The sequence below is a fragment of the Dyella japonica genome, from assembly GCF_040545895.1.
GTDB lineage: Bacteria > Pseudomonadota > Gammaproteobacteria > Xanthomonadales > Rhodanobacteraceae > Dyella > Dyella japonica_D.
This window is the reverse complement of the sequence record NZ_JBEPMU010000007.1, coordinates 36,736-49,957: the sequence shown is the minus strand read 5'-3', so window position 1 is coordinate 49,957 and position 13,222 is coordinate 36,736. Positions and strand designations below refer to the sequence as shown.

The 13,222-nt window shown below is 64.5% G+C and carries 12 protein-coding genes and 1 pseudogene; 5 read left to right on the top strand and 8 right to left on the bottom strand.

Going from position 1 to position 13,222, the window contains the following annotated elements:
• Window positions 1–18 precede the first annotated feature (18 nt).
• From yidD to ABIC75_RS20930, 3 genes and pseudogenes are all read left to right on the top strand, one after another.
• A complete protein-coding gene (yidD, locus tag ABIC75_RS20940; RefSeq protein ID WP_354015834.1) occupies window positions 19–282 on the top strand; it encodes a membrane protein insertion efficiency factor YidD in 264 nt (87 codons plus the stop codon).
• The gene (locus tag ABIC75_RS20935) at window positions 272–1,609 is read left to right on the top strand and encodes a dihydroorotase (RefSeq protein WP_354015833.1); all 1,338 of its coding nucleotides are present in this window, start codon (window positions 272–274) and stop codon (window positions 1,607–1,609) included. The genes yidD and ABIC75_RS20935 overlap by 11 nt, the downstream gene beginning before the upstream one ends.
• Before the next feature lie 35 nt (window positions 1,610–1,644).
• Window positions 1,645–2,459: pseudogene (locus ABIC75_RS20930) on the top strand (M23 family metallopeptidase).
• Between the two features lie 192 nt (window positions 2,460–2,651).
• Here the strand turns inward: ABIC75_RS20930 and ABIC75_RS20925 are convergent.
• From ABIC75_RS20925 to efp, 8 genes are all read right to left on the bottom strand, one after another.
• Complete coding sequence (locus ABIC75_RS20925; RefSeq protein ID WP_354015832.1) at window positions 2,652–3,113, bottom strand: YbaY family lipoprotein; 462 nt, start codon at window positions 3,111–3,113, stop codon at window positions 2,652–2,654.
• A 69-nt stretch (window positions 3,114–3,182) separates the two neighbouring features.
• Window positions 3,183–4,136: a GTP cyclohydrolase FolE2 gene (folE2, locus tag ABIC75_RS20920; protein WP_354015831.1), complete on the bottom strand. Its 954-nt coding sequence runs from the start codon at window positions 4,134–4,136 to the stop codon at window positions 3,183–3,185.
• 116 nt (window positions 4,137–4,252) lie between these two features.
• Window positions 4,253–5,092: a squalene/phytoene synthase family protein gene (locus tag ABIC75_RS20915; RefSeq protein ID WP_354015830.1), complete on the bottom strand. Its 840-nt coding sequence runs from the start codon at window positions 5,090–5,092 to the stop codon at window positions 4,253–4,255.
• On the bottom strand, window positions 5,089–5,760 hold the full coding sequence (locus ABIC75_RS20910; RefSeq protein WP_354015829.1) for an HAD family hydrolase: 672 nt from the start codon (window positions 5,758–5,760) through the stop codon (window positions 5,089–5,091). The genes ABIC75_RS20915 and ABIC75_RS20910 overlap by 4 nt, the downstream gene beginning before the upstream one ends.
• Window positions 5,757–6,479 carry a bifunctional 2-polyprenyl-6-hydroxyphenol methylase/3-demethylubiquinol 3-O-methyltransferase UbiG gene (ubiG, locus tag ABIC75_RS20905; RefSeq protein WP_354015828.1) on the bottom strand — a complete coding sequence of 241 codons (723 nt, stop codon included), beginning with the start codon at window positions 6,477–6,479 and terminating at the stop codon, window positions 5,757–5,759. Before ubiG ends, ABIC75_RS20910 begins: the two co-directional genes overlap by 4 nt.
• 30 nt (window positions 6,480–6,509) lie before the next feature.
• Window positions 6,510–6,764 carry a YciI family protein gene (locus tag ABIC75_RS20900; RefSeq protein ID WP_354015827.1) on the bottom strand — a complete coding sequence of 85 codons (255 nt, stop codon included), beginning with the start codon at window positions 6,762–6,764 and terminating at the stop codon, window positions 6,510–6,512.
• A gap of 10 nt (window positions 6,765–6,774) precedes the next feature.
• The gene (locus tag ABIC75_RS20895; protein ID WP_354015826.1) at window positions 6,775–8,115 is read right to left on the bottom strand and encodes a TRZ/ATZ family hydrolase; all 1,341 of its coding nucleotides are present in this window, start codon (window positions 8,113–8,115) and stop codon (window positions 6,775–6,777) included.
• Window positions 8,116–8,358: 243 nt separating this feature from the next.
• Complete coding sequence (gene efp / locus ABIC75_RS20890; protein WP_354015825.1) at window positions 8,359–8,928, bottom strand: elongation factor P; 570 nt, start codon at window positions 8,926–8,928, stop codon at window positions 8,359–8,361.
• Window positions 8,929–9,009: 81 nt separating this feature from the next.
• Here efp and epmB point away from each other — a divergent pair, with 81 nt between their 5' ends.
• Together epmB and ABIC75_RS20880 are read left to right on the top strand one after the other, a co-directional pair.
• Window positions 9,010–10,020, top strand: a complete 1,011-nt coding sequence (epmB, locus tag ABIC75_RS20885; RefSeq protein WP_354015824.1) for an EF-P beta-lysylation protein EpmB — start codon at window positions 9,010–9,012, stop codon at window positions 10,018–10,020.
• Window positions 10,021–10,172: 152 nt separating this feature from the next.
• Complete coding sequence (locus tag ABIC75_RS20880; protein WP_354015823.1) at window positions 10,173–12,215, top strand: EAL domain-containing response regulator; 2,043 nt, start codon at window positions 10,173–10,175, stop codon at window positions 12,213–12,215.
• Window positions 12,216–13,222 lie beyond the last annotated feature (1,007 nt).

Genomic DNA, 13,222 nt, shown 5'->3' with positions numbered 1-13,222 from the left:
CGGCAGCGTCAAACCGTCGTGACCCGACTGATACTTTTACTGCTTGGCTTCTACAAGCGCTGGCTAAGCCCCCTGCTGGGTCAGCGCTGCCGCTTCCATCCCAGCTGTTCCGATTATGCACGGATTGCGGTTGTGCGCTTCGGTCCGATCAAGGGTGGCGCACTCACCGGCTGGCGTCTATTGCGCTGTCAGCCATTGTGCGAGGGCGGTGAAGATCCCGTTCCGGAGCACTTCACTTTCCGTCGTTGCCGCACTCCAGGAGAAGAACCCCATGTCCACTGACTGGCTGATCAAGAACGCCGAACTGGTCAACGAAGGCCGCCGTTTCCACGCGGACGTACGCGTGAAGCAGGGCCGCATCGACGCCATCGCCGGCGATCTGGATGCCCGCCCTGGCGAAAAAGTGGTCGATGCCAGCGGCCTGTGGCTGTTTCCCGGCATGATCGACGACCAGGTGCACTTTCGGGAACCTGGCCTGACCCAAAAAGCCGATATTGCCCACGAATCGCGCGCCTGCGCCACCGGCGGCATCACCAGCTTCATGGAGATGCCCAACACCAAGCCGCCTGCGCTCGACCGCGACACGCTGGAAGCCAAGTACGCGCTGGGTGCGCAAAACTCGGCCGTGAACTACGCCTTCTACATGGGCGCCAGCAACGACAACCTGGAGGCCATCAAGAGCCTCGACCCGCTCGCCGCACCAGGCATCAAGGTGTTCATGGGCGCCTCCACCGGCAACATGCTGGTGGACAACCCCGAGGTGCTGGACGGCATCTTCAAGTACGCGCCCACGCCGATCATCACGCACTGTGAAGACACCCCGATGATCGATGCGAACCTGGCCAAGGCGCACGCGAAGTACGGCGACGCCATTCCGGCCTGGGAACACCCGCTGATCCGCTCGCGCGAGGCCTGCATCAAGTCCACGCGCCTGGCCATCGAACTGGCCCGTCGCCACAACAGCCGACTGCACGTGCTGCACATCTCCACCGCCGACGAGCTGGCGCTGTTCGAGCCGGGCCCGCTCAAGGGCAAGCGCATTACCGCGGAAACCTGCGTGCACTTCCTGCACTTCGACGATCGCGACTACGAGCGCCTGGGCTTCCTGATCAAGTGCAACCCGGCCATCAAGACCTCGGCCGACCGCGAAGCGATCATCAAGGCGCTGGCCGAAGGCCGCCTCGACGTGCTCGCCACGGATCACGCGCCGCACCTTCTCGAAGAAAAGGAGCAGCTGTACGACAAGGCGCCGAGCGGCCTGCCGCTGGTGCAGTACGCGCTCCAGGCTGCGTTGCAGCGCGTGTTCGAAGGCAAGCTGACGCTGGAACGCGTGGTGGAAGCGGTGACACATGCGCCGGCCACGCTGTTCGACGTGAAGGAGCGTGGTTACCTGCGCGAAGGCTATGCCGCTGACCTCGTGCTGGTCGATCCGAACAAGCCGCATACCGTGCGCAAGGAAGAAGTGCTGTCCAAGTGCGGCTGGACGCCGTTCGAAGGCTACACCTTCAACACCTCGATCGCGGCGACCTTCGTCAACGGCCAGCGCGTGTGGGACGGCAGCAGCGTGGATCCCAGCGTGCGCGGCCAGCGGCTCGGCTTCGCTCGATAACGCGAATCGGCGCGATAACAGGCAAGGATGAAACGATGACATGGATGACGCGAGCGGGCGCCGTGCTCGCTCTGTGCGTGGCCGCCCTGCCGTTGGCGGCGGCCACCTTGCCGCAAGGCATATCCCAGGGTGGCCTGGTGATCGCCACCGTGCCGGCAGGCGCCAGCGCCACGGTGAATGGCAAGCCCGTGCGCGTCGGCGCCGATGGCACGCTCGCCTTCGGCGCGGGCCGTGATGAAAAAGGACCGCTGACCGTGGTACTCACCCTGCCCGACGGGCGTCGCGAGACCACGCGCATCGCCGTGACCCCGCGCGCATGGCCGATGGAACGCGTCAATGGCGTGCCGCCCAAGACAGTGAATCCTCCGCCCGACGTCGCCGCGCGCATCCAGCGCGAGCAGGCGGAAGTAGCTGCGGCGCGCAAGCGCGACGATGACCGCGAAGGTTTCACGCACGGCTTCATCTGGCCTGTCGCCGGTCGCATCAGCGGCCGTTTCGGCAGCCAGCGCATCTTCAATGGCACGCCCAAATCGCCGCATCCGGGCATGGATATCGCCGTTCCCGAAGGCACGCCGGTGAAGGCACCGGCCGATGGCATCGTGACCTTCGCCAAGCCCGACCTCTATCTCACGTGCTGATCGATCACGGTTACGGTCTCAGCTCGAATTTCCTGCACCTCTCGCGGCTCGACGTGAAGGTCGGTCAGCGCGTGCAACAGGGCGACGTGATCGGCGCCACCGGCATGACCGGTCGCGCGACCGGGCCGCACGTGCACTGGGGCTTCAACTGGTTCGAGGTGCGGCTGGATCCCATGTTGTTGCCGGGGATCGAGGGGACGAGTCCGCATTGAGCTGATTTAGGAATACCGCGCTCGGCATTGAGTTCGAGCGGCCATTTCCCCTCACCGTCATTCCGGCGCAGGCCGGATTCCAGTGACTTCTGTACCGGGCTTTCGCGAAGCCTTTCGAGACCGAAAGCTATCGCGACGACTCGACGTGTTCGCTACTGGATTCCGGCCTGCGCCGGAATGACGATCAAAGGCTTACGGCATGGCCTTGAGCGTGATGCTCACCGGGCCGTTCTCGCCCGAACGACCGAGCACACTGGTTCGCGTGTCATTGATGGCAAGCAGCTTGTCACCCTGCTGCAGGCGCACGCCAATGGCGAAATCCACGCTATCCTTCAACTCGGCGGGGTCGTAGCTCAGCATGAAATCCACCGGCGACGCGCCCACGGGCTGGATGCGGTCTTCCGAGATCGTGCGGGCCGGTGCGTCCTGGCGGCTGACATCGACAAGAGTGACGATCAACACGGCATCGGCCGGTACCGCTTGCGGCAAGTCGTAACGCACGTCGCCCACGAGGGTGCGCATCAACGCCTGGTGCACGGGAGCCGCCGGTGCAGTCGTCGCGGCGGGCGCGTCTTCCTTGTGGTGGTGCGAGAACATCGAGCAGGCCGACAGCGCGAACACGGCGACGGCCAGCAAAGGAAGACGGAACGACATGCGAATCTCCATGGGGAAAGCCCTGCGACGGGCTTCCGCCATGCTATCAGGCCGCCGTTAAAGCGAAGCTCAGGCGCAGCCCTTGCCGCCGTAGCCACCTTCGACACCCTTGCTGGCATAGGCCACGGCGTCGTGCGGATGGAGGCTTTCCTGATGCTCCACGCGAATGTGGAAATCGCTCAGTGCCTTGTCGGCATCCAGGGCCTTCTGGATGCGACGCGCGGCATCCTCGCAGAACATCAGGTTGCTGCCGTTGGCGAGCGCGAAAGCCTGTTCGTCCTCGCGCTTCACCGCGGTCTGCACCGGCGTGCCCAGCGCGTGCTCGGTGACATCGATCAGGTCGATGAGGTTGAACCCGGCGCCTTGCGCCGGACGAACGCGCAGGCGCGCCACGCTGCGCTGCGCATGCGGCGTGGCGACGATGCCTTTCTCGCTGCCCAGCCATGCCAGCACGGCGGCGTGATCGACCGGCTTGCCGGCCTCGAAATCCTTGGCGAACTGGTCCTGGATCAACTGGCGCGACAGCGCTGCGGAGGCAGGACAGGTGGACGAATAGACGATCTCGGTGCCGAACTCGAGCAAAAACTCGTCACCCACCATGCTCGCTTCGATGGTCACCGGATACGAACGCCAGCCGCTGTTTGCGCTGCGCAGGGCGGGACGGCGTACGAGGTGCTCGAAACGGATGCTGACGCAGGCGCGATCGGAGAGATCCTTGTGCGATTCCAGGAAACCGCGCAGCAGGTCGCGCAGCGTGTCGGTGCCGAGCGTCTTCGTGCTCAGCGCTTCTTCCACCTGCAGATAGAGGCGCGACATGTGGATGCCGCGCTTGTCCGGACGGCGCAGGTTGACGAAAGCGCCGACGCGCGCGCTGGCGCGCTGCACATCACCGTCGCCGGCATCGAAACGCACCGGCACCTCGATGCCGTCCATGCCTACCCAATCCAGCTCGCCGACGAGATGCGGCTGGGCGTGGACTGCCACGTCGGGCAGCAGGCGGGCGGTGTTTTCCTCGGTGTACATGGGTCAATCCTAGGGTCCGACCGGCGGTCTCGCCGCCTTGAAGACCTCAATTTTGGGGCACCATCGGCGCCTCGCAATAGTGGCGCGCGGGAAACGCTGCGTCCCTGCCGGCTGATTCAACCGATCTGGCGTTGCCAGGCACGCGCGGCCTGCCAGGCCTGCCAGGTCACGCCCAGACCCTGCCTGCCTTGTCCCTGACGCAGCACGTCCAGCGGATGGGCTGCCTTGCGCGCCTTGGCGACCAAGGCACGCCCCTGGCGCGATTCCAGCCCACGGAAGGCACTCAACGGGCCCGGCAAGCGCTCGGCTTCGCGCCAGGCGTCGTGCAGATCGTCCAGCTGCGCGCGGATGGCGTCGTTGCGCACCTCGGTGGCTTCGCGCAATTCGTTGCGGCTCAGGCCGAACTTGGCCAGGCGCGACATGGGCAGCGCGAGGCGGTCGCGGTCGGCGTCTTCTTCCAGGCGCAGCAGCGCATACAGCAGATGCGAAAGCGTGGCCACGCGCGCCGCGCGCGTGCTGTCGGCCTTGTCGCCAAACCACCACGCCGTTTCCAGATCGGCAATGGCCCCGTGCAACAACGAGCCTGCCGCCATCTGTGCGGGAAAATCCGCCGCCGTGCCTTCTTCCAACTGGCCCATGGCGGCAAGCACCGGCGCGACCCAGCGCTCGGCGGCAATCTCGTGCGCGCGGTCGCTGTCGAACAGTACCTGCGTCAGCGGATGACGCCCGCCGCTGGCCGCTGCACCCGACAATTCTTCGGCCCACCAGTTGAGCTTGGTGGCCGCCACATGCGGTTCGCGAATGCCATAGGCGGCCGCGAGCAGTTCCTGCTCCAGCGCCGCCAGCGCGATATGGCCGGGATAGGTGTTCTGATCGACGAACGCCAGGGCAATGCGCTGCTGCGGCTGCACGGCCAGCCACTTGTCGATGTAACTCTGCAGCGCCGTGCCACTCATGCCGTCACCTTCAGGCGACCGGTGAGATCGGACGGATGATCGACCACCAGGTCCGCGTTCCACTCGGACGGATCGCCACCATCGAGGTAACCCCAGCGCACGGCCACGGTGTACAAGCCGGCTGCGGCGCCAGCCAGCACGTCGCGCCTGTCGTCGCCCACGAACAGGCAACGCGACGGATCGAGACCGGCCTGCTCGCACGCCAGCAGTACCGGTGCGGGATCGGGCTTCTTCACCGGCAAGGTATCGCCGGACACCACCGCCGCCGCGCGCGGCGCCCAGCCAATGCGCACCAGCAGATCGTCGGTGAGGAAACCCGGCTTGTTGGTGACCACGCCCCAGCGAATACCCTGCGATTCCAGCGACGCGAGCAATTCGTCCACGCCATCGAACGGGCGCGTGTGCTCGGCCATCACCACCTGGTAAAGCTCGAGATAGCGCGGCACCAGCGCGGCCAGCGTCGCATCGTCAACGTCAGGAAACGCGCAACGCAGAATGGCGCGCGAGCCGCGCGACACGACCTCGCGCACCATCGCATACGGCGGCGCGGGCACCTGCATTTCTTCGCATTGTGCCTTCAGTGCGCCGTAGAGATCGGGAGCAGTGTCGAGCAAGGTGCCGTCGAGATCGAACAGCACGCCCTGGATGTTTTCCGGAAAGGACGTCATGCCGGCTTGCGTGCGCTGATCAGATAGTTCACCGCGGTGAAGCGGCTCAGCCATGCTTTGCGGCTGATGGGGTTGTAGCCGAGGCCGGAAACGTCATCGACTTCGAGCCCGGCATGGCGCATCAGTCGTCCCAGTTCCGACGGCTTGAGGAACTGCGCGTAATGATGCGTGCCGCGCGGCAACATGCGCGTGATGTATTCCGCACCGAGGATGGCGGCGCCGAACGCAGCCGGCGTGCGATTGAGCGTGGACATCACCACCACGCCGCCCGGCTTCACCATGCGTACCAGGTCGCCGACCAGCGCGGCCGGATCGGGCACGTGCTCGATCAATTCCATGCAGCACACAGCGTCGAAGCTTTCCGCTTCGGCGGCCGCCAGATGGGCCGAGGACTGCACGCGGTAGTCGATGTCGAGGCTAGGCGTTTCCAGCCGCGACTCGTGCATGTGCAGTTGCGCGATCTCGATCACCTTCTCGCCTAGGTCGATGCCGGTAACGCGCGCACCCGCCTTGGCCAGCGCCTCGCTGAGCAGGCCGCCGCCGCAACCGACGTCGGCGACACGCGCACCGCGCAGATCCAGCCGGTCGGCCACATAGGCCGCGCGCACGGGATTGAGGTCGTGCAGCGGACGCGATTCGCCATCCGGATCCCACCAGCGCGCGGCGAGCTTGCCGAAGCGGGCGATTTCCTCGGGACTGACATTGGTTGCGGCTTGCATCGGGAGATCCTTGAAGACTGAGAGCGAAGCTTAGCGCGCGTCCCATTCGTAGACGGTGATGTCCCAGCCGCCACTGGTATGGGCCGGGTCTTGATGAGCGATGGAAAGCGCTTCGCCCATGTCGGCGGCGCGCATGAGATAGGCACCGCCGGATTTGTCGCCGAACGGACCGGTCATTTCGAGCCGACCGCCCGCGCGCAGGCCCTCAAGGAAATCCTTGTGTGCCTGCACTACGGCCGGATCGAAATGCGGGCGGCGCATGACCATCACGAGATAGCGGTTCATCGCGATGATCTCAGCCTGCGTCGATGGCGGCGATGCGCTCGCGCCAGGCATGCGTCTTGGCGAGCACGGCATCGGTGTCGATGTCGGTGAGGATGCGGCCGGCGAGCTTGCGCACGCCGTTGATCCACACGTCGGTGACCTGATGACGGCCCGTGGCGTACGCGAGCTGCGAAGCGATGTGGAACAACGGCTGCGTTTCCAGGTCGGACAGGCGAACGGCGGCCAGATCGGCCTGCTTGCCCGCCTCGATGGAACCGATGCGATCTTCCAGACCCATCGCGCGTGCACCATTGAGCGTGGCGGCGCGCAGTGCATAGGCGGCATCGAACGCGGCCGCGTCATTGGCCACGGCTTTGGCGAGCAGCGCAGCGGTACGCATTTCGCCGAACATGTCCAGGTCGTTGTTCGATGCGCAGCCATCCGTGCCCAGTGCCACGTTCACGCCGGCCCGGCGCAGCTTCTCCGCCGGGCAGAAGCCCGAGGCGAGCTTGAGGTTGGATTCGGGGCAATGCACCACGGAAACGCCCGCTTCCGCACAGGCTTCGATTTCCGCGTCGGTGAGCTGGGTCATGTGCACGGCGATCAGGCGGTCGTTGACCAGACCAAGCTGCTGCAATCGCTGGAACGGACGCAGGCCAGTCTTGGCCTTTTCCTCTTCCACTTCATGCGCGGTTTCGTGCGTGTGCAGATGCACCTGGATGTCGAGCTGGTCGGCCAGCACGCGGATGCGCTCGAAGCTTTCGTCCGACACGGTGTACGGTGCATGCGGCGCGAACGAGGTGCTCACCAGCGCGTCGCCGAGGAAGCTGTCGTGCACTTCGATGGCGCGGTCGAAATATTCGTCTTGCGTCTTCGCCCAGGCCGTGGGGAACTCGATCACCGGCAGACCCACCACGGCGCGGAAACCCATGCGGCGATACGTGGCGCCAATGACGTCGGGAAAGAAATAGTTTTCGTTGGCGCAGGTGGTGCCGCCGCGGATCATTTCCGCCACCGCCAATTCGACGCCGTCGCGCACGAACTCAGGCCCGATCACCTGGCCTTCCACCGGCCAGATGTGCTTCTGCAGCCATACCATCAGCGGCAGATCATCGGCGAGGCCGCGCAGCAGCGTCATCGGATTGTGCGTGTGCGTGTTGATGAGGCCCGGGATCAGCACGTGCTCGCCCAGCTCCACGCGCTCGCGCGGTGCATAGGCGGTGCGTGCATCGGCGATGGGCAGCAGGGCCACGATGGCGCCTTGATTCACCGCCACGGCGTGGTGTTCGAGCACGACGGCATGCGGCTCCACCGGCACGACCCAGCGCGCTTCGATCAGGAGGTCGACGGTTTGCGGGGCGGTCTGGCTCATCCGTTGGCTCACTTTTTCAATATTGGATACGACATGGGGCGGATCACCTCGCGGTGGCCGCCCCATGGTTCACTATCGGCATGACGATTTTTCGCTCGTCATTCCAGCGGAAGCTGGAATCCAGTGACTTTGCTTTACGGAGTGCGAAAACGAAAGGAGTGCTTCGCACTACGTGTTTCACTGGATCCCGGCGTTCGCCGGGATGACGAACTGGCGCGCGGGCTGCGCCCGCGCGCCAGTTCGTCACTTGCCGACGCGGCTGACGTATTCGCCCGTGCGGGTGTCGACCTTGATCACTTCGTCGGTGCCGACGAACAGCGGCACGCGGACCACGGCGCCGGTTTCCAGCGTAGCCGGCTTGCCGCCACCGCCCGAGGTGTCGCCACGCACGCCCGGATCGGTCTCGGTGATCTTCAGTTCGACGAAGTTCGGTGCCTGCACCGAGATGATTTCGCCGTTGAACAGCGTCACCACGCACTCTTCCTCGCCCTTGAGCCACTTCACGGCATCACCCATGCCAGCCTTGTTGGCCTGATGCTGTTCGAAGGTTTCCTGCTGCATGAAGTGCCAGAACTCGCCATCGGAATAGAGGTACTGCATGTCGGTATCGACCACGTCGGCGACTTCGAAGCTGTCGCTGGACTTCATGGTCGACTCGCTGGTGCGGCCGTTCTTCAGGTTGCGGATGAAGATGCGGGTGAACGCCTGACCCTTGCCGGGCTTGATGAAATCGGCGTCGGTAATGACCCAGGGATCATTGTTGTGAAGGATCTTCATTCCCTTCTTGACGTCGTTGAGACCGGCGGTGGCCATGCTGAACTCCAGATGTGACGCCGCCGACAGGCAGCTAGAATAGGTGGATTCCCGGGCCCTGAGCCCGATTCAAGACCCATTATGATAACCGCAAGCCATGCCGCCCGCCTATCTCCGCCCGTCGCTGACTGGCGCACGCTATGGCGCGAGGCCGTTACCGACCCTCGTGAACTGCTTGATCTGGTGGACCTGGGACACCTGGCCGGCCGCCTTCCGGCCGACAACGCCGGTTTTTCGGTGCGCGTTCCGCGCGGTTTCGTGGCCCGCATGCGCCAAAGCGATCCGCAGGACCCACTACTCCTGCAGACCCTGCCCCAGTTGGCCGAGACGGACGAGGTGCCCGGGTTCGGCGTGGACGCGGTGGGCGACATGGACGCCCGGTCCGCCCAGGGCGTGCTGCACAAGTACGAAGGCCGGGCCCTGCTGATCGCCAGCGGCAGCTGCGCCATCAACTGCCGCTACTGCTTCCGCCGCCACTTCCCGTATGGCGACGAGATGGCCGCGGCCGGCCAATGGCGCAAGGCGCTGGACCATGTACGCGGCGACAGCTCCATCAGCGAGCTGATCCTCTCCGGCGGCGATCCGCTCTCGCTCGCCACGGCCAAGCTGGAAGAACTCGCCCGTGGGCTGGCCGAGATTCCGCATGTGACCCGCCTGCGCATCCACACGCGCCTGCCGGTGGTACTGCCCGAGCGCGTCGATGAAGCCTTCGGCGGCTGGCTGGGCGAGCTGCCGCTGCAGAAGGTGATCGTGCTGCACGCCAACCACGCCAACGAATTCGATACGGCAGTGGACGACGCCTGCGCGCGCATGCGCGAAGCCGGCGCCACGCTGCTCAACCAGTCGGTGCTGCTGCGTGGGATCAACGACGATGCCAATACGCTGGTCGATCTATCTGAGCGGCTATTCGCCGCGGGCGTGCTGCCCTACTACCTGCACCAGCTGGATCGCGTGCAGGGAGCGGCGCATTTCGAGGTGGACGACGCCCGGGCCGTCGCCCTGGTGGACACCATCCGTCAACGCCTGCCGGGCTACCTCGTTCCCAAGCTGGTCCGCGAAGTGGGCGGCGAAGCCTCGAAGCGGCCGGTGTAACAGAACCGCGGCACAGTTGTGGGCCGCGTCACTACCGGAACATTTCTGCTGGCAGTGACCGGAAGAATCCGTTACAACCACGGATGGCACGCGCCCTGCTGTCACGGCAGGTACCAACAGCAGCGGCGAACAACGGATAGCTCGACGAGCCCATGAAAACCGACCAGGTCATAAAGATCCTTTTCATCGAGAAGTCAGTCGAAGACGCGGAACAGATCATCAGCCTGCTGCGCAACAGCGGCATCGCCGTCCGACCGGCTCGCGCCACCAGCACCGAGCAAATCACCGCCGCACTCGACGAACTGGGGCCGGACATCGTCCTGTTCGATCCGTCCGTGGGCACGCTCGAACTGCGCGAAGTGTCGCGCATGCTCGACGCGCATGGTCGCGATCTCTCGCTGATCGCGCTCGTTGGCCAGGTGGACAACGCCACCATCACCGAACTGTTCGTCAACGGCGCCCGCAGCGTGGCCTTGCGCCCGCAGCCCAAGCAACTGATGGCGGTGATCCAGCGCGAATTCGACGCGCTCAACGCACGCCGCCAGCTGCGCCGCCTGGAAGCCGCGCTGCGCGAATCGGAGCGCCGCTGCGATGCGCTGCTCGATTCGTCCACCGACGCCATCGCCTATGTGCACGAAGGCATGCACGTGCGCGCCAACCAGGCCTACCTCGATACCTTCGGCTACACCGAGTTCGATGACCTGCTCGGCCTGCCCGTGCTGGACATGATCGGCGCGAACGACGCCGATGAATTCAAGAACACGCTGAAGGGTCTTTCCAAGGGCGAAAAACCCAGCGGCGCCATCGAACTGCAGGCGCGTCGCGCCGATGCCAGCACCTTCAAGGCCAGCGTGGAATTCGCCCACGCCACCTTCGAGGGCGAGTCGTGCCTGCAGGTGGTGTTCCGCCGCCAGATGGTGGACGCCAACGTCATCGAACAACTGCAGCGCGACCCGGTAACCGGCCTGTTCAACCGCGCCCGCATGCTCGAATGCATCGACGAAGCCGTGGCGGCGGCTACCCAGGGCACCAAGGGCCAGTCGCTGTTGCTGATCGAGCCGGACAACTGGCAGACCATCGTGGCCGGCGTGGGCCTGGCCAAGGCCGACGAACTACTGGCGGCATTCGCCAACCGCGTCGAAAGCCAGCTCACCGCCCAGGACACCGCCGGCCTGCTGGCCGAGCACACCGTGGGCGTGCTGCTGCATACACGCAACGACGAAGGCATCAAGCAGTGGATCGCCGGTTTGCAGCAGGCCATTGCGGGCGGCATCTTCGATCTCGGATCGCGCTCCCTCACCATCACCTCCAGTATCGGCGGCAGCCTGCTGGGCGAACGCAACGCCAATACCGAACTGCTGCTCAACCAGGCCAGCCAGGCACTGCGCAACGCACAGAGCCAGGGCGGCAACCGCAGCGACCTGCATGACCCTGCTGCTCGCGAAAAGGCCGACGAGGAGCGCGAGCGTTACTGGAAGGGCGTGATCAACCAGGCGCTGCTGCAGAACGAGTTCGTGCTGTATCACCAGCAGACCATCAGCCTGCAGGATGCCGAAGGCGAGTTCTCCGAAATCCTGCTGCGCCTCAACGGCCCGCAGGGCGAAGTACTTCCCGGCTTCTTCATGCCGATCGCCGAAAAGCACAACCTCACCCCGGCCATCGACCGCTGGGTGTTGAACCAGGCCATCGAACACCTGCGCACGCGCGATCGCATGGGCATGCCCACCACCTTCTTCGTCAAGCTCACCTCGGGCTCGCTGGAAGACAAGGACCTGCTGCCCTGGCTGGGCGAACGCCTGCGCCAGGCCGCGCTCAAGCATGGCCAGCTCGTGCTGGAAATGACCGAGAGCAAGGTGGTGACCGCGCTGCGCCCGGCCCAGGAATTCATCCAGGCCTGGCAGAAGATGGGTGGCCAGTTCGCACTCGAACAGTTCGGCTCCGGCCTCAGCTCGTTCCAGTTGCTCAACCACATCAACGCTGATTACCTGAAGATCGACCGCAGCTACATGGCCGACCTGCCGCAACAGCAGGAAAGCCAGAAGAAGGTGGCCGACATCTGCCGCCAGGCGCGCGAGCTCAAGAAGCAGACCATCGCGGAATGGGTCGAGGATGCAGCGAGCACGTCGCTGCTGTTCGCCTGTGGCGTGGACTTCGTGCAGGGTAACTTCCTGCAGGAGCCGCAGCGGTTGGCTTGATGGCTTTGGGTTCTCTCTCCTGCGGGGAGAGAGCTGGGGCATTACCACCTTTACGGTGGCATTGGCACCTTCGTGGTGCTGAAGGGCTTTATCTTGTGTGGCCACTCCTATGGAGCGGCTTTTTGTTTGCTTGGGATATGAAGATATCGCTCGATTGCTGCGATGTCGCAACCTGGCTCGCCTGCCGCGGGCTTCCGAACCGCTACCGCGGTCCGGGTCACTTTCTCTTGCTTGCCCAAGAGAAAGTAACCACCGAGATGGTGGCAATGCCAAAGAGAAAGGCACCCCGGATGACGCGCCTTCCGTCCGCTGGACGGAAGGTACGCGTGCGGGTTACGGGGTTTTTCGACAGGACGTCCCTGTCCTGTCGAAAAACTGGCCGCATCCATGCGGCCACCCTACGGGCTTTCCTCCACCCGCCCGCCGCTGTCATACGGGGACCCCGTAGAGTCAAGAGCAAAAGCTCGACTTCGCCACGCTGCCGCGAGCATCCGTCCCTCACCACTGTAAAGGTGGCAATGCCCCAACTCTCTCCCTAATGGAAAGAGAAGTGCAGTGCACCGGAATAACTTTGAAGATCGATGCCAGGCACAGGCCGATGCGAAAGCGATGCTCCGCTTTAAGCCCTCTTCGCTTCGGCGCGTGGCGGTGTAGCCATACCGCTGATTAGAGAGATCGTGTCGTTCCGAGCTCCGAAAACTCCAAGGCTCGTATCCCACAGAACGCTATGAGCCTATCGCTCTAAAGGCCATTTTCTTTGGGTTACTTTTCTTTTGGGCCAGCAAAAGAAAAGTGACTCGAGCGGCGGCAGCCGATCGAAACGCCCGCCGCGCAGGCGGCCAGGTCGCGGTAGCACCGCATAAGAGCGAGCAAAGGAATCGCGACAACCAAGAGCAAAGTCACTGGATTCCTGCCTTCGCAGGAATGACGAGCAGTAGGTCTTCGGCTGTTGAAAAGCGCCTCCGGCCTTCGCCGGGATGACGAGCCGGGAGGTCTTCGGCTACCGA